General features: G+C 64.1%; 13 protein-coding genes. 2 read left to right on the top strand and 11 right to left on the bottom strand.

From position 1 onward, the window contains the following. Positions 1 to 2: 2 nt before the first annotated feature. From ASD44_RS02765 to ASD44_RS02725, 9 genes are all read right to left on the bottom strand, one after another. Positions 3 to 821, bottom strand: a complete 819-nt coding sequence (locus ASD44_RS02765; protein ID WP_056108487.1) for an IclR family transcriptional regulator — start codon at positions 819 to 821, stop codon at positions 3 to 5. Positions 822 to 880: 59 nt separating this feature from the next. Continuing rightward, positions 881 to 2,104 (bottom strand): aminotransferase class V-fold PLP-dependent enzyme, encoded by a 1,224-nt coding sequence (locus tag ASD44_RS02760; RefSeq protein WP_056108485.1) that lies wholly within the window; start codon positions 2,102 to 2,104, stop codon positions 881 to 883. A gap of 8 nt (positions 2,105 to 2,112) precedes the next feature. Beyond that, positions 2,113 to 2,604: a RidA family protein gene (locus ASD44_RS02755; RefSeq protein ID WP_056108482.1), complete on the bottom strand. Its 492-nt coding sequence runs from the start codon at positions 2,602 to 2,604 to the stop codon at positions 2,113 to 2,115. A 12-nt stretch (positions 2,605 to 2,616) separates the two neighbouring features. Further along, positions 2,617 to 3,630, bottom strand: a complete 1,014-nt coding sequence (locus tag ASD44_RS02750) for an ABC transporter ATP-binding protein (protein ID WP_056108479.1) — start codon at positions 3,628 to 3,630, stop codon at positions 2,617 to 2,619. Continuing rightward, positions 3,627 to 4,655 (bottom strand): ABC transporter ATP-binding protein, encoded by a 1,029-nt coding sequence (locus ASD44_RS02745; protein WP_200946397.1) that lies wholly within the window; start codon positions 4,653 to 4,655, stop codon positions 3,627 to 3,629. Before ASD44_RS02745 ends, ASD44_RS02750 begins: the two co-directional genes overlap by 4 nt. Next, positions 4,643 to 5,866 carry an amidohydrolase/deacetylase family metallohydrolase gene (locus tag ASD44_RS02740; protein ID WP_056108477.1) on the bottom strand — a complete coding sequence of 408 codons (1,224 nt, stop codon included), beginning with the start codon at positions 5,864 to 5,866 and terminating at the stop codon, positions 4,643 to 4,645. The genes ASD44_RS02745 and ASD44_RS02740 overlap by 13 nt, the downstream gene beginning before the upstream one ends. Next, on the bottom strand, positions 5,866 to 6,729 hold the full coding sequence (locus ASD44_RS02735) for an ABC transporter permease (protein WP_056108474.1): 864 nt from the start codon (positions 6,727 to 6,729) through the stop codon (positions 5,866 to 5,868). Before ASD44_RS02735 ends, ASD44_RS02740 begins: the two co-directional genes overlap by 1 nt. Then, positions 6,729 to 7,670 (bottom strand): ABC transporter permease, encoded by a 942-nt coding sequence (locus ASD44_RS02730; protein WP_056108472.1) that lies wholly within the window; start codon positions 7,668 to 7,670, stop codon positions 6,729 to 6,731. Before ASD44_RS02730 ends, ASD44_RS02735 begins: the two co-directional genes overlap by 1 nt. Positions 7,671 to 7,782: 112 nt before the next feature. Beyond that, on the bottom strand, positions 7,783 to 9,294 hold the full coding sequence (locus ASD44_RS02725; RefSeq protein ID WP_056108469.1) for an ABC transporter substrate-binding protein: 1,512 nt from the start codon (positions 9,292 to 9,294) through the stop codon (positions 7,783 to 7,785). Between the two features lie 351 nt (positions 9,295 to 9,645). Between ASD44_RS02725 and aqpZ the strand changes: the two genes are divergently transcribed. Then, positions 9,646 to 10,362, top strand: a complete 717-nt coding sequence (gene aqpZ, locus ASD44_RS02720; protein ID WP_056108466.1) for an aquaporin Z — start codon at positions 9,646 to 9,648, stop codon at positions 10,360 to 10,362. 61 nt (positions 10,363 to 10,423) lie between these two features. Here aqpZ and alaS read toward each other — a convergent pair whose 3' ends face one another. Both alaS and recA read right to left on the bottom strand, forming a co-directional pair. Continuing rightward, positions 10,424 to 13,090: an alanine--tRNA ligase gene (gene alaS, locus ASD44_RS02715; RefSeq protein WP_056115307.1), complete on the bottom strand. Its 2,667-nt coding sequence runs from the start codon at positions 13,088 to 13,090 to the stop codon at positions 10,424 to 10,426. Between the two features lie 216 nt (positions 13,091 to 13,306). Beyond that, a complete protein-coding gene (gene recA / locus ASD44_RS02710) occupies positions 13,307 to 14,401 on the bottom strand; it encodes a recombinase RecA (protein ID WP_056108464.1) in 1,095 nt (364 codons plus the stop codon). 277 nt (positions 14,402 to 14,678) lie between these two features. Here recA and ASD44_RS02705 point away from each other — a divergent pair, with 277 nt between their 5' ends. Further along, positions 14,679 to 15,620 carry a carbohydrate kinase family protein gene (locus ASD44_RS02705; protein WP_056108461.1) on the top strand — a complete coding sequence of 314 codons (942 nt, stop codon included), beginning with the start codon at positions 14,679 to 14,681 and terminating at the stop codon, positions 15,618 to 15,620. The last annotated feature ends 37 nt before the right edge of the window (positions 15,621 to 15,657 follow it).

The following is a 15,657-nucleotide window of genomic DNA, read 5'->3' as shown; positions in this document are numbered from 1 at the left end:
GGCTATCTGCCACCCGGCATCCATCCGAGGCGGGATTCGATGCGCCGGGCGCTCTCCTTCACCAGCGCGACGAGGTCGGGGTCCTTCTGCTTCAGCTTGACATCCGGAACGACGATCGAAATCGTGGCGCGGCAAGCGCCGTGGCTGTCGCAGACGGGGGCGGCGATGCAGGCGACCGAGAAATCCGACTCACCCGCCTGGATCGACAGTCCGGCGGCCAGCGCCGAGGCAGCCGATTGCGACAGCGCCTCCTCGTCGGTTTCCGCGCGGCCGGTCGGCGATGGCCTCGCCGAGCGCGCGAACAAGGCCCGCCGCTCGTCGTCGGGCAGATGGCCGACCAGCAGCCGGCCGGACGCCGTCCAGTTCAACGGGCTGCGGGTGCCGATGCGCGAGGTGACCTGGAAATGATCCTTGCCCTCCTCCATGGCGAGCACGACCATATGGTCGCCATCCCGGCCGCAGACCTGGATGGTCTCGCGTGAACTTTCCGCCAGTTCGTGCATCACCTGCGTGGCAACCGTGAGCAGGTCGAGAGAACGCGCATAGGTCAGCCCGTAATGATAGAGCCGCGGACCGAGCCACAGCAGCCCGCCATCCTGACGGTCGAGCATTTCCTTTTCCACGAGATCGTCGACGATGACGTAAATGGTCGACAGCGGCGCGCCGATGTCGCGGGCGATCTCATAGGCGGTCGCAGGACGCTCATGCCTTTGCAGAGAGTCGAGGATTTGCAGCGCCCGATCGATACCGCTGGTCCGCGACCGGCGCGATGCCGACGCGCTGGCCGCCGGGGCGTCGGGTTCGGTTGCGATGATCGGCATTACGGTACCCGATTGTTGTTCGTGCATCATTGTAGCGGCGCCACCAATTCGCGACAGTCTCAATCCGGCCAATGAAGGATTGCCGCTTCGCGCGCAAGCAGCCGTTCGTCGAAAGCGGTGGCGATTGTTTCGTTCGAGGCACGGACGCGGTCGAGTTCCTCGGCGAGCCTTTCGGCGACGATGAATTCCTCATCCGGATGCAGATTGCAGGGATCGAGGAAGAAATGGCCGTGCTCGACTTCATGGTCACGCACGATCACCGGCCGTTCGCCGCTTGCCAGCCGATCGGCGAGATCCCACGCGGTGATCCGCGCTGCTTCCGGATCGATGCTGACCTTCATCCGGTCCAGCGGATTGTCGGTCGGGTCCGGTACGATCTCGGCGCGGATGCCAGGCCTGCCATCGAGCGCCTGCGCCCAGCACTCCAGCGCGCTGCGTTCGCGCGCGCGGATGCCGTCATGGTCGCGTGTCTTCCAGGCCTGCAAGGCGGCGAGAGCCCCGACGATGCTCTCCTTGCCCACCTTCATGCCGCGGCCTATGCCACGGTTCTGCAGGTAGACGTCTCGCACGAGCGCCTTTTGGCCTGCGACGATGCCTGAGGTCGGACCACCAAGGAACTTGTGGCCGGAGTAAAGCACGATGTCGGCGCCATCGGCCAGGAACCCCTGGAGATCGTATTCGGACGCCGCATCGACGATCACCGGCACGCCACGCGCGTGTACGACATCGGCGAATCTCTTCAGCGGGATCTGGGCATAATCGACGACGTGATGCGACACCACGTAAAGCGCCGCAGCGGTGCGCTCGGTGATGGCGCCGGCCAACTGATAGGCGTAGGCGCTGGTTGCCTGGCCGACCGGCACGACCCTGGCGCCGGCAAGCCGGATCGCCTGTTCGACCGGCGCGCCGTAGCTGACCATGTGGCCGGACTGGATCAGCACTTCGTTCTTCAGTCCGGTCGTGTCGGGCAGCCGCTCGATGGCGGCGAGGTCCGGGCCTGTCATGGCGGCGGCAATCGCCAGTGTGATGCCGGCGGAACAGGAGGCGGTGATGAACCCGGCTTCGGCGCCGGTCAGGTCCGCGATCATGGCGCTGGCGCGGCGGTGCAGATCACTCATCTCGACGAATTCGGTGAGGATGGCCGAGACCGCCGCCACCGCCTCCGGCACGACGATCGAGGCGCCGAGTGATGTCATCGTGCCCGACACATTGATGACCGGCCTCAGATTCAACTGCTTGCGGATGTCGGCGGGCTTTGTTGCGCCCTGGTCTTTCATTGTCATGTCGGTCCTCAGTCTATGGCGACGATCGCTTCGATCTCGACGGTGATGCGGTTCGGCAGCGAGCCGTGGCCCACCGCCGAGCGGGCATGGATTCCGGCGCCGCCGAATACCTCGATGAACAGGTCCGAGCAGCCGTTGATGACGGTAGGATGATCGCCGAAATCGGCTGTCGCGTTGACCATGCCGAGCAGTTTCACGATGCGCCGCACTCGACCGAGATCGCCGAGCGCATCATGCATGACGGCGATCAGGTTGATACCGGTCAAGCGGGCGTGGGCATAGGCCTGCTCGATGCTTATGTCATCGCCGACCTTGCCCTGGTGTGCGGTTCCGTCGCTCTCCGTCGGCCCCTGCCCCGAGAGGAAGAGCAGCTTGCCCTCCTGCACATGGGTGACGAAATTGGCAACCGGCGGCGGCGCAGCCGGCAAGGTGATGCCAAGCGCCGCCAATCGGTCGTAAGGTGTGGTTTCCGGACGCCGGTTGGGCTCGGAAAGGGTCATGCAAAACTCCAGTCAGGCAAATGGTTGATTGTGGCGGATGCAGGCCACGTGATGCCCGCCGCCGACAGGGTCGACCGTGGGGATGATTTTGGCGCAGTCTTCTATCGCCTCCGGGCAGCGCGTGCGGAAGACGCATCCTGAAGGCGGATTGATCGGGCTGGGAATATCGCCCTGCAAGGGCACATGGGTGCGAACTCGGGTCGGGTCCGGAATCGGGGCCGTCGCCAGCAAGGCCTTGGTGTAAGGGTGGCGCGGCGCGGCGTAGACCAGACGGCTGGGTCCGCGCTCCATCACGCGGCCGAGATACATGACGACGACCTCGTCGCACAGATATTCCACGACCGAGAGATCGTGCGCGATGAACAGGAGCGTCAGGCCGAGCCGTTTCTGAAGGTCTCCCAGCAGGTTGAGGATTTGCGCCTGGACGGAAACGTCCAGCGCCGAGACCGGCTCGTCGGCGACGATGAACTGCGGTTCGACAGCGAGCGCGCGGGCGATGCCGATACGTTGCCGCTGGCCGCCGGAAAACTCGTGCGGATAGCGCGAGGCGTGGTCCGGCGAAAGCCCCACGAGCGTCAGCAGTTCGGCGACCCGGTCGCGGCGCGCCTGCCCGCGCGGAAAGCCGCGCGCATCGAGCGCCTCATTGAGGATGGCAGCGACGCGCATGCGCGGATTGAGGCTGGAGAACGGATCCTGGAAGACAATCTGCAGCTGCCGCCGATAGGCGCGCATGTCACTTGCGGACAGCGAAAACAAATCGACGCCGTCAAAGATGGCCTTGCCGCCGGTCGGTTCGATCAGCCGCAGGATGGCGCGGCCGGCAGTCGTCTTGCCGGAACCGGATTCGCCGACGAGGCCGACGGTCGATCCGCGCTTCACATCGAAGCTGACATCTTCGACGGCATGGACGATGCGGTCGTTGCGGGCCGGAAAATGCTTGGTCAGCCCCTGGATACTGAGCAGCGGTGCGACGGCGTTGGCGGCCTCGACCGGCAGGGGCGCGGCGGCTGTGGAAAGGACGCTCATAGCTCGGCGCTCCGGATGCAGCGCGAGAAACCGGCGACGCCGGCCGGCATGAGCGGCGGCGGCGCGGCGCGGCAGGGCGGGATGGCGAAGTCGCAGCGCGGTTCGAAGGCGCAGCCAGGCGGTAGCGCGGTGATGGGCGGCACGCTGCCGGGAATGGAATAGAGCGAATGCCGCTCGCCGTCGCCGCCGATATCGCGCTCGGCGTTGGGCGTGCAGGCCAAAAGGCCACGCGTATAGGGATGACGCTGATGCGCGAACAAATCGTTCACCGGCGCCTGCTCGGCGACGCGGCCCGCATACATGACGACGACGTCATGCGCGATCTCGGCGACCACGCCGAGATTGTGGGTGATGAACAGGATCGACATGCCGAACTCGGCCTGCAGCCTGCGCAAAAGATCGAGAATCTGCGCCTGGATCGTAACGTCGAGCGCGGTCGTCGGCTCGTCCGCGATCAGCAGCGACGGGTTGCAGGCCAGCGCCATGGCGATCATGACGCGCTGTCGCATGCCGCCCGACATCTGGTGCGGGTAATCGTCGAGGCGCGACGCCGCGTCGGGAATTTCGACATGCTTCAGCATGGCGAGCGCGCGTTTGCGAATAGCGTCTCGCCCGAGCGGTTCATGCAGGGCGATCATCTCGCCGATCTGGTCGCCCACGGTGTAGAGCGGATTGAGCGACGTCATCGGCTCCTGGAAGATCATCGCCATTTCGCGGCCGCGGATCTTGCGGAAATCCCTCGGCGCGAACTTCGCCAGATCATGCACCGTACCGGCGCGGTCGCGAAACAGGATCGATCCGCCCGCTATTTTACCGGGGCGTGACAGCAGCCCCATGATGGAGAGGCTGGTAACCGATTTGCCGGAACCGGATTCACCGACGACCGCCAGTGTCCTGCCGCGCTTCAGGTCAAAGGTGACGCCATCGACGGCCTTGGCCGTAACCCGGCGTCCGGCGAACCAGGTCCGCAGGTCTCGGACAGAGAGGATTGTGTCGGACGCCAGCGTATCGGTCATGTTTTCCATCCGCAATGCGGGCAGACATGGCCTTCACTTGCAGCCCCTTCGGCTGGAACGTGGCGGTGTGCCTTCACCGCTTCAGCGCCGAGGATCGCATGGCGCGGCTCGAAGATGCGATGCAGCGTGCTGGTCGCGCCTTGCGAATCCCGCACGGTTATGTCGGCATCGACCAGATCGAACAGTGTGAACTCCGCCGGCTTGCCCTTCTCCAGCAGGCCTGTGGCAGCCAGTCCGATGGCGCGACGCGGCGCGGTCGTGGATGCTGCCACCACATCCTCGAACTTCATGCCGAGAGACAATAGTTTCGACATCGTCGTGGCCATGTCCCAGACCGAACCATCCAGCGAGCGGTTGTGCAGGTCCGTCGAGATGGTCTTCGGCGGCAGGCCGCGTTCCAGCGCGGCCTTCGCCACGTCGAACGAGAACGACGCGCCGCCATGGCCGACATCGAGCACGATGCCACGCGCCGCAGCGTCCTCGGCCAGCCTGTAAAGGTCTTCGTCCTCCAGGATCGACCCGCCGGCCTTGCCGTTGAAACAATGGGTGACGATGTCGCCTTCGGAAAGCAGCGGCAGGATGTCGTCATAGAGCGGCGGCGGCTCGCCGACATGCACCATGATCGGCAGCTTGAGGATACGGCTGAACTTTTTCGCCAGCCGCACCGGGGTCAGGTCCCAGCCGCCGGTGATGACATGGCTGGCGCGCACCTTCAGCCCGACGATGACGTCGCGGTTGGCCTCGACTGTGGCGATGGTGCGGTCGATGTCGATCGAACGCATGTCGATCAGTTCGCTGACGCGATTGCAGGCGACGAGCCCGATCGAGCCGATGTTCAGGAAAGCATAGATGTTTTCCTGCGCGGGTTCGATGATGAACTCGCGGAAGCCGTGAAAATTGGCTTCGCCCGCCGAACCGGCATCGACCATGGTGGTGACCCCGCGCGCCGCGCCGCATTGCTGCGGCCGCAGGGAAATATCGGTGCCGCCGTACCAGACATGCACATGCAGGTCGGTCCAGCCGGGCGACAGGAAGGCGCCATTCGCCTCGACGATCTGCGTGTCTTCGCCAGCAGCGATCATCGAGCCGATCTCGGCGATGCGGCCGTGTTTCTCCACCATCACGTCCAGCGCATCGCCATTGCCGGCGCCGAAGCCGACAGGCCTGGCGCCGCGGATCAGCAGTGGGCGTTTCGAGAGCGGGAAGCGGTTTGCAAACATCAGATGTCTTTCGCAAGTCTGGGGTCGAGAAGGTCGCGCAGCCCATCGCCGACGAGTTGCAGCGCGAGCACGGTGATGACGATGGCGGCGCCCGGAAACATCATCATCCAGCCGGCCTGGTCCATGTACTGGCGTCCGACTGCGATCATCGTGCCCCAGGTCGGAATGGAAGGTGAGATGCCGACGCCGAGGAAAGACAGCCCCGCCTCCGCCAGGATCGCATTGGCGAAGATGAAGGTGCCTTGCACAAGGATGGGCGATGTGACGTTGCGCAGGACATGACGCACGAGAATGATCGGCGTCGGAATTCCCAAAGCCCGCGCGGCCTCGACATACGGCAACTCCCTTATGACCAGCGTCGATGCCCTGACCACGCGCGCCAGCCGGGGCGCATAGACGATGCCGAGCGCGATGATGACGTTTACCGCCGTGGCGCCCAATGCCGCGACAAGCGCGATAGCAAGCAGAATGTCGGGAAACGCCATCATGGCGTCGATCAGCCGTGAAACCGGCGCGTCGAGCTTGCGGAAGAAGCCTGCCATCAGCCCAAGTACGATGCCGATGATCGAGGCGAACACGACAACGGCGAGACCTACGGCCAGCGAAGTCCGCGCCGCGTAGAGCATACGGGTGAAGACGTCGCGGCCAAGATCGTCGGTGCCGAACAGATGCGCCATGCTCGGCGGATCGAGTCGGCTGGCAATGGAAAGCTTGGCCGGCGCATAAGGCGCGATCACCGGTGCGAGGATGGCCGCCAGCGCGATCAGAACGAGGATCGCCAGGCCTATGGCCGAGGTTGGACGCCCGAGCAGCCGGGAGAGGATGTTCGGTTCCTGGTGGACGGGGACGGAGATCGCAGCCATCAGTAGCGGACCCTCGGATCGACGGCGAGATAAAGCATGTCGATGGCGAAATTCACCAGCACGTAGAGCCCGGCGATGACGAGCAGCGCACCCTGGATGACCGGATAATCGCGCCGCAGCACCGCCGAGACGACGAGACTGCCGACCCCGGGCAGGCCGAACACGGTTTCCGTGACCACAGCGCCGGAAATCAGCAAAGCTGCGGTCAGGCCGATGACGGTGAGGATGGGAATCAGCGCATTCTTGAACGCGTGCTTCATGACGACCCGCCGCTCGCTCATGCCTTTGGAGCGCGCGGTGCGCACATAGTCATCGTTGAGCACATCGAGCATCGAGGCGCGGGTAAAGCGCGTAATCAGCGCCGACGAAACCAGCCCCAGAGCCAGCGCCGGAAGCACAAGATGGTTCAGCCGTTCGGCGAACGATGCACCGGGACCGCCATATCCCGAGGTGTCGAACCAGCCCAGTCTGACGGCGAAGAACCGGATGAAAAGCAGCCCGAGCCAGAAGCTCGGGACGCTTGCCGCGAACATGGCGAGCGTGGTGGCTGCCTGATCGAACAGCGAGCCGCGCCAATAGGCGGAGAGAATGCCGACCGGCAGCGCAATGACGGTTGCGATGAGCAGCGAGAAGACGGTCAGGAAGAAGGTCGGTTCGGCGCGCTGGGCAAGCGCGGTGGTGACCGGCTGATTCAGAAAGATGGACTGGCCGAAATCGCCCTGCACGACGCCGAGTATGTAGCGGCCGAATTGCACCGGCATCGGCGCGTCGAGGCCGAGCCGCGTCCGCAGCGAGGCGATGTCGGCGGCCGTGGCGTCGGGGCCGAGCATGACCGCCGCCGGATCGCCCGGCGTAACGCGCACGATGACGAAGACGATGGTGACGACCAGCGCCATCACCACGATCATGCCGAGCAGTCTGTTCAGGATCGAGCGCAGCATCGGTCCTCACGGTCCCCTTGCATCGTCGACAGGCGGATGCCTTTGTCGACCTGGACGGCGCGTCCGCCGCCCTTCCCATCCGAGGACGGAAAGGGCGAAACGAGCGAAAGGCTTACTTCTCCAGATAGGCGTTCCAGAAGTATGGCCACGGCGCGGGTGTCACGCCCTTCAGCTCCGGCGACTGAGCGGCGAGCGCATTGAAGTCGCCGATCTTGAAGATCGGGGCCTCGTCATAGATCGCCTGCTGCACCGCTTCATAGAGCTTGGCACGCTTGGCGGGATCGGACTCCTTGTTGAAGGCCTCGACCGCCTTGTGCTTGGCATCGGTCGCCCACCAGCCCGGCGTCGTGTCCGACATGAAGCCGTTGAGCGAGGGCTCGGGCAGGAAGGGGCTGTGGGTGATGTAGATGTCCCACAGTTTCGGATCGGTGCGATTCTTCGTCAGCGTCGCCCATTCGACCACGTCGAGCTGGACCTTGAAGCCGGCCTGCTCGAGATAGGCCTGGGCCACCTGCGCCATCTTGTAGTGGAACTCGTACTGGCGGCTGGTGAGGATGCGCAGCGGCTTCGAGCCGTCATAGCCAGCCTCCTTCAACAGCGCCGCCGCTGCCTCGGTGTCGCCATCCGGCTTGTAGGCGTCGGTGCCGGCGGCATTATGCCAGGCGAAGCCCTCCGGATACATGGAAGCGTCCACCGCGAAGAAGTCCTGCGAGCCGAACGCGGCGGTCAGCATGTCGCTTGGCGCCAGAGCCGCCTGGATGGCCTTGCGGATGCGGATATCCGAATTCAGGCCTTCCTTGGTATTCATGACGAACACCGGCCAGCCGAACGGCTTCAGGATAACCGGCTTTGTCTTGCCGCCGGAAATCTTGTCGTAGGATTCGACCGGCAGCGCATCGGCATAGGCGAACTGGCCGGCGACCGCGCCTTCGACGCGGGTGTTGGGATCCGGCACAGGCACGAAGCGGATCTCGTCGAGATACTGCTTCCGTGCGCCGCCATAGAAGTTCGATTCGCCTTCAAGCGGCTTGTAGCCGTCGAAGCGGACGAGCTGGATGAACTGGTCCGGCTTGCGATCCTTCAGCATATACGGGCCGGTCCCGATGAACTTGGTCATCGGGTCCTCGCCGGCGTTCTCCGAAGGGATGATGATCGCGGCCGCGTTGTTGAATGCCAGCAGCGATTGCAGCGGCGCATAGGGCGTCTTCAGTGTGATCTTGACGGAGTTGGCGTCCGGCGCCTCGATGCTGGCGACCACCTCGGCGGCCTGCTTGCCGCGGGTCGCCACCTTCATCCAGCGCTGCAGCGAAGCGACGACGTCGGCGGAATCCATATCGGAACCATCGTGGAACTTGATGCCGGTCCGGAGGGGGATCGTGTAGGTCAACCCGTCGTCCGAAATCTGCGGCAGGTCGGCGGCGAGAAGCGGCGTGATCGCCCAGTCCTTGCCGAACGTATAGAGCGTCTCGAATATGTGCTGGGTGACGATGCCGACCAGATCGGCGGTAGAGGCCATCGGATCGAGTGTCGGCGGTTCGCCCACCGTGGCCACGTCGATCACGCCGCCCTTCTGGGGTTCAGCGGATGCAAAAGCCGGCAGCAGCGCCGCAACCACAGCGGCCATTTGAAGTAAACGCCTCATTCCGGTTCCCTCCCGTTTAATCCATAATTATGTAACTTATATTCTAGTTACGGATTAGACTTGCACCAAGATGACGGAGCGTCAAGCGGCTATTTCATTCCCCGTCCCAAGCTAATCGTCGACAAGCACGGATATGGTCGCAGATGCGTCGCGATAGCGCCGTTCGCGGCTGCGGAAGACAGCGACGACGTGTGAAGGGAACTCGAGCTGCAAGGGTTCCAATCGCGCGCATTTGACCGTTGCGATCAGCCGATTTCCGGCGGTTTGAGCTGCTTTCTGAACGCACCGACTCGGCGTAAGTTGCGTGCGTAACTTTTCGGTACGGAGGGACCCATGTATAGAAAGCTTGCAGCAGAATTCTTCGGAACATTCTGGCTGGTGTTTTGCGGCTGCGGCAGCGCGGTGCTCGCAGCTGCCTTCCCCGATGTAGGCATCGGCCTGCTCGGCGTTTCCCTGGCCTTTGGCCTGACCGTGGTCACCATGGCCTATGCGGTCGGCGGAATTTCCGGCGGCCATTTCAACCCTGCTGTCTCGGTAGGCATGGTTGTCGGTGGGCGCATGCCAGCCAGTGACCTGGCCGGCTACGTCATCGCCCAGATCATCGGCGGCGTCGTCGCGGCCGCGGTGTTGTATCTGATCGCATCCGGCAAGCCGGATTTCGTCGCCGGCGGCTTCGCCAGCAACGGCTATGGCGAGCTTTCGCCCGGGAAGTACTCGCTGCTCGCCGGCCTTCTGATCGAAGTCGTGCTGACAGGCTTCTTCATCTTCATCATCCTGGCGACCACCAGTCCGCGCGCTGCTCCCGGCTTCGCACCGCTGGCCATAGGGCTGACGCTGACGCTGATCCACCTCGTGTCGATCCCCGTCACCAACACTTCGGTGAACCCGGCACGCTCCACCGGCGCAGCGCTGTTCGCGGAAACCGGGGCAATCGGCCAGCTCTGGCTGTTCTGGCTGGCGCCGATCGTCGGCGCCATCGTCGGCGCGGTGATATGGAAAGCGCTGTTCGAGGACAGGATCCAGACTGCCGGCACAGTACCGGCGGAATAGTTCCAGTTCCAAACAAAAGGGGCGGCCCGAGCCGCCCCTTTCTCACCTGGCTTTATAAAGATCAGGCTGCTTCCAGCGCCGCCTTCACAGCGGCGATGGCGTCATCTGCCTTCGAGGCGTCCGGGCCACCGGCCTGCGCCATGTCGGGCCGGCCGCCGCCGCCCTGCCCGCCGAGCGCGGCCGAGGCCACTCGCACAAGATCGACGGCGCTGAAGCGACCGGTCAGGTCGTCGGTTACCGCGACGACGACGCTTGCCTTGTTGTCTTCGCCGGCGCCGACGAACACGACGACACCGGAGCCCAGCGACTTCTTGCCTTCGTCGGCGAGCGGCTTCAAATCCTTGGGCGATACGCCGGAGACTGCCTTGCCGAGGAAGCCAACGCCGGCGATCGTTTCATTGCCGCCCGGCGTGCCTGCGGCCGAACCACCGCCGAGAGCGAGTTTCTTGCGTGCGTCGGCCAGTTCCTTTTCGAGTTTCTTGCGCTCGTCCAGCAAGGCTTCGACACGCGACGGGACATCAGCCGGCGAAACCTTCAGGACCGCCGCCGTAGCCTTCAGCCGACGCTCCTGCTCGTCGAGATGCTTTCTCGCCGCTTCGCCCGTCAGGGCCTCGATGCGGCGCACGCCGGCGGCGACCGCGCTGTCGGAAAGGATACGCACCAGCCCGATGTCCCCGGTTGCGGCGACATGGGTGCCGCCGCAAAGTTCGACCGAGTATGGCCGGTTCGCCTTGGCGCCGTGAAGCCCGGTTCCCATCGAAACCACGCGCACCTCATCGCCGTATTTTTCGCCGAACAGCGCCATCGCACCCTCGGCAATGGCGTCGTCCACGCTCATCAGCCGCGTGGTGACCGGGCTGTTCTGGACCACGATTTCATTGGCCATCGCCTCGGCCGTCTCCAGTTCGTCGGCCGAAATCGGCTTCGGATGGGAGATGTCGAAACGCAGCCGTTCGGGCGCGACCAGCGAGCCTTTCTGCGCGACATGCGTGCCCAGCACCTCGCGCAACGCCTCGTGGATGAGGTGAGTCGCCGAGTGGTTGGAGCGCAGTCGCGTGCGGCGCGCATGATCGACCTTGAGTTCGACCGCCGCCCCGGTTTTCACCTTGCCGCTGGCGACCTTGCCGAGATGCACGAAGAGGCCGTCGCCCTTTTTCTGCGTATCGGTGACGTCGATGGAAAACCCTTCTCCCGAAATGACTCCAGCATCGCCCATCTGGCCGCCGGACTCACCATAGAACGGCGTCTGGTTGACGACCACGGCGACGGCTTCACCGGCGGAAGCGCTGTCCACTGCCTGCCCGTCCCGGACGAGAGCCTGGACGATGCCTTCCGCCTGTTCGGTTTCGTAGCCGAGAAATTCGGTGGCGCCGGACTTTTCGCGCACGCCGAACCAGACAGCCTCGGTCGCTGCCTCGCCGGAACCGGACCAGTTCGCCCGCGCCTCGGCCTTCTGGCGCGCCATCGCGGCGTCGAAGGATTCGAGATCGACGCCGATACCGCGCTGGCGCAAGGCATCCTGCGTCAGGTCGAGCGGAAATCCATAAGTGTCGTAGAGCTTGAAGGCGGTCTCGCCGTCGAGGCGATCGCCGCTGGCGAGGTTTTCCGTCGCGTCGTTGAGCAGGCCAAGGCCGCGCGCCAACGTCTTGCGGAAGCGCGTCTCCTCCAGCTTCAGCGTCTCGGCAATCAATGCCTGCCCGCGCACCAGTTCCGGATAGGCCTGGCCCATCTCGCGCACCAGCGCCGGCACCAGCCGCCACATCAGGGGATCGGCGGCGCCCAGAAGCTGGGCATGGCGCATGGCGCGGCGCATGATGCGGCGCAGGACATAGCCGCGGCCTTCGTTGGACGGCAGAACGCCATCCGCGATCAGGAAGGACGAGGCGCGCAGATGGTCTGCGATGACCCGGTGGCTCGCCCTGTTCTTGCCTTCCGCCTTCACGCCTGTCGCCTCTTCCGAAGCGCGGATAAGAGCGCGGAACAGGTCGATGTCGTAGTTGTCATGCACGCCCTGCATGACAGCGGCGACACGCTCCAGCCCCATGCCGGTGTCAATGGACGGACGCGGCAGGTCGACGCGCTCCTCCTTCGTCAACTGCTCGAACTGCATGAAGACGAGGTTCCATATCTCGATGAAACGGTCGCCATCCTCATCCGGGCTGCCGGGAGGACCACCGGGAATGCTCTCGCCATGGTCGTAGAAGATTTCGGAACACGGGCCACATGGACCGGTATCGCCCATCGCCCAGAAATTGTCGCTGGTGGCGATGCGGATGATGCGGTCCTCGGACAGGCCGGCGATCTTCTTCCAGAAGCCGGCGGCGGCGGCGTCCGTGTGGTAGACCGTGACCAGAAGGCGGTCTTTCGACAGCCCGAACTCCTTGGTGATCAGGTTCCAGGCGAGCTCGATGGCGCGCTCCTTGAAATAGTCGCCGAAGGAGAAGTTGCCGAGCATCTCGAAGAAGGTGTGATGGCGGGCGGTGTAGCCGACATTGTCGAGATCGTTGTGCTTGCCGCCGGCGCGCACGCATTTCTGGGATGTCGTGGCGCGCGAATAGGGCCGTGTCTCCAAACCGGTGAAGACATTCTTGAACTGCACCATGCCGGCATTGGTGAACATCAATGTCGGATCGTTGCGCGGCACGAGCGGGCTGGAGGCTACGACCTCGTGCCCCTCCTTGCGGAAATAGCCGAGAAATGCCGACCGTATCTCGTTGACGCCACTCATAATCATGCCTTTTCGCGGAAACCGCCGGCAGCCGGCGGAAATGAACATGGCCTTTTAGCGGGCGTCCGGTGGACTGTCCAGAAACACGGAAACGGCATCGCCGATCATGGTGGCCGCATGCCCTTAAAGCGGTCAAAACAAAACCGCCGGCGCGAGGCCGGCGGCTTGAAAACGCATGAACGCGTACTCGCCCCGGCGAACGGCCGGGAATGACGATCACATCGCGCCGGCTTCGTCTTCGGCGTCGTCGCCGTTCTCACTGCCGCCGTTCTCAAGAAATTTTTCGGCGATCAGACCGGCATTCTGTCGCAGCAACTGCTCGACTTCGCGCGCGGTGTCAGGATTGTCGCGCAGGAACAGCTTGGCGTTCTCGCGCCCCTGGCCCAATCGCTGCGAATTGTAGGAGAACCAGGCGCCTGACTTCTCGATGACGCCGGCCTTGACGCCGAGATCGACCAGTTCGCCAGTCTTCGACACGCCCTCGCCATACATGATGTCGAACTCGACGACCTTGAAGGGCGGCGCCAGCTTGTTCTTGACCACCTTGACGCGCGTCTGGTTGCCGACGACCTCGTCGCGGTCCTTGACCGAGCCGATGCGGCGGATGTCCAGCCGAACCGACGCATAGAACTTCAGCGCGTTGCCACCGGTGGTGGTTTCGGGCGAACCAAACATAACGCCGATCTTCATGCGGATCTGGTTGATGAAGATGACCATGGTGTTGGAGCGCGAGATCGAGGCGGTCAGCTTGCGCAGCGCCTGGCTCATCAGGCGGGCCTGCAGGCCCGGCAGAGAATCGCCCATCTCGCCCTCGATTTCGGCGCGCGGCGTCAGCGCCGCGACCGAATCCACCACCAACACGTCGATGGCGCCGGACCGAACCAGCGTGTCGCAGATCTCCAGCGCCTGCTCGCCGGTGTCCGGCTGCGAGATCAGGAGATTCTCCAGATCGACGCCGAGCTTGCGGGCATAGACGGGATCGAGCGCGTGCTCGGCATCGACGAAGGCGCAGATGCCGCCCTTCTTCTGCGCCTCGGCAACCGTGTGCAGCGCCAGCGTCGTCTTGCCCGAGCTTTCCGGCCCGTAGATCTCGACGATGCGGCCGCGCGGCAGGCCGCCGACGCCAAGCGCAATATCCAGACCGAGCGAACCGGTCGGCACCGTTTCGATCTCGACGACCTGCTCATTGGCGCCCAGCCGCATGATGGAGCCCTTGCCGAAAGCGCGCTCAATCTGCGAAAGCGCGGCGTCGAGAGCCTTTGTTTTGTCCACGGATTTATCCTCTACAAGCCGCAAGCTATTCTGAGCCATGATACATCACCCCTTGGTCGTCAATGAAGGCCGGATAATCCGGTGATCCCTGTGAATATGTACCGCTTTTGTTCCATTTTGGCAAGAGTACTCAACTCTATGAAAAACAAGGAATATTCCAGTTTGTTCTTTTTTTGTCCGCCGATTTTGGTCTGGAGCCTGTCCGCGTGTTTCGGCGGGGATGGAGGACGGGAACGAACGGTCCGATTCGGATCGAGGGTGAGCATAAGCCTCCTGGGGCTGTTCGCGCCAACAGAATCGCGGAGTTGGTGAGGCGATGAGCAGCCCTGTCATCCTCGGCGTCGGCGGCGCGCATATCGACCGGCGCGGCCACGTCATCGGCGACTATGTCCCGGCGGCATCGAACCCCGGCATGATGCGCGAGGAAGTGGGCGGCGGCGCTTTCAACGCACTAAGGATCGCCCAGTTGCGCGGCGCATCGGTTTCACTCCTTTCGCTGCGCGGCGGCGACGCGGCTGCGGAAGCGGTATCGCGGGCCATCAGCGAAGCAGGAATGGAGGATCATTCGGCCGTCTTCCTCGACCGCGCCAGCCCAAGCTATCTGGCGCTGCTCGACCGTCATGGCGACCTGATCGTCGGTTTCGCCGACATGACGCTCTATGATCTGGCCTTCACCAAGCAGTTGCGGCGTTCGAAGGCGCGCGAGATCGTGGCGATGGCCGACGCGGTAATCTGCGACGCCAACCTGCCCGCTACAGGCCTGGAAAAGCTGGCGGCCCTTGTCGGCGGGAAGCCGTTTTTCGCCATCGGCATTTCGCCGGCCAAGGCGCAGCGCCTGCGCGGCATATTCGGCGCGCTCACCCTCGCCTTCCTTAATCACAATGAAGCGAAGGCGCTGAGCGGGCTGGGAAATGATGCGCCGCCCCGAGAGCTTGTCGCTGCCTTGCGAACGCTGGGACTCCAGGGCGCTGTCATGACCTCGGGACCCAACCCGGCCATCGGTTTCGACGCTAAAGGCGCTTTCACCATCGCACCGCCCGCTCCGGATCGTGTCTCCGACGTCACCGGGGCCGGCGACGCGCTGGCGGGCGCGACGGTGACGGCGTTGCTTGGCGGCGTCGAATTGCGGCAGGCGGTGCGCCATGGCGTGGCGGCCGCGAAGCTGGCGGTGGAAAGCCCGCATGTCTTTCCCGGCTTCACCACCGAATCCTTCGCGGCTGCCCTGGCCCTTGTGCCGGAACCGGAGGAAGTGGCATGACAGCCCTCGACAGCCGCGATCGTCCATGCGCGGACCG

The sequence above is a fragment of the Mesorhizobium sp. Root554 genome (assembly GCF_001427025.1).
Classification (GTDB): Bacteria; Pseudomonadota; Alphaproteobacteria; order Rhizobiales; family Rhizobiaceae; genus Mesorhizobium.
Note: the sequence above shows the minus strand (reverse complement) of the source record. Positions and strands in the feature narration are given on the sequence as shown.

Coding starts and splice junctions, on each gene's coding strand:
- ASD44_RS02765 (WP_056108487.1), bottom strand. CDS start 821: ATGCCGATCATCGCAACCGAACCCGACGCCCCGGCGGCCAGCGCGTCG.
- ASD44_RS02760 (WP_056108485.1), bottom strand. CDS start 2,104: ATGACAATGAAAGACCAGGGCGCAACAAAGCCCGCCGACATCCGCAAG.
- ASD44_RS02755 (WP_056108482.1), bottom strand. CDS start 2,604: ATGACCCTTTCCGAGCCCAACCGGCGTCCGGAAACCACACCTTACGAC.
- ASD44_RS02750 (WP_056108479.1), bottom strand. CDS start 3,630: ATGAGCGTCCTTTCCACAGCCGCCGCGCCCCTGCCGGTCGAGGCCGCC.
- ASD44_RS02745 (WP_200946397.1), bottom strand. CDS start 4,655: ATGGAAAACATGACCGATACGCTGGCGTCCGACACAATCCTCTCTGTC.
- ASD44_RS02740 (WP_056108477.1), bottom strand. CDS start 5,866: ATGTTTGCAAACCGCTTCCCGCTCTCGAAACGCCCACTGCTGATCCGC.
- ASD44_RS02735 (WP_056108474.1), bottom strand. CDS start 6,729: ATGGCTGCGATCTCCGTCCCCGTCCACCAGGAACCGAACATCCTCTCC.
- ASD44_RS02730 (WP_056108472.1), bottom strand. CDS start 7,670: ATGCTGCGCTCGATCCTGAACAGACTGCTCGGCATGATCGTGGTGATG.
- ASD44_RS02725 (WP_056108469.1), bottom strand. CDS start 9,294: ATGGCCGCTGTGGTTGCGGCGCTGCTGCCGGCTTTTGCATCCGCTGAA.
- aqpZ (WP_056108466.1), top strand. CDS start 9,646: ATGTATAGAAAGCTTGCAGCAGAATTCTTCGGAACATTCTGGCTGGTG.
- alaS (WP_056115307.1), bottom strand. CDS start 13,090: ATGAGTGGCGTCAACGAGATACGGTCGGCATTTCTCGGCTATTTCCGC.
- recA (WP_056108464.1), bottom strand. CDS start 14,401: ATGGCTCAGAATAGCTTGCGGCTTGTAGAGGATAAATCCGTGGACAAA.
- ASD44_RS02705 (WP_056108461.1), top strand. CDS start 14,679: ATGAGCAGCCCTGTCATCCTCGGCGTCGGCGGCGCGCATATCGACCGG.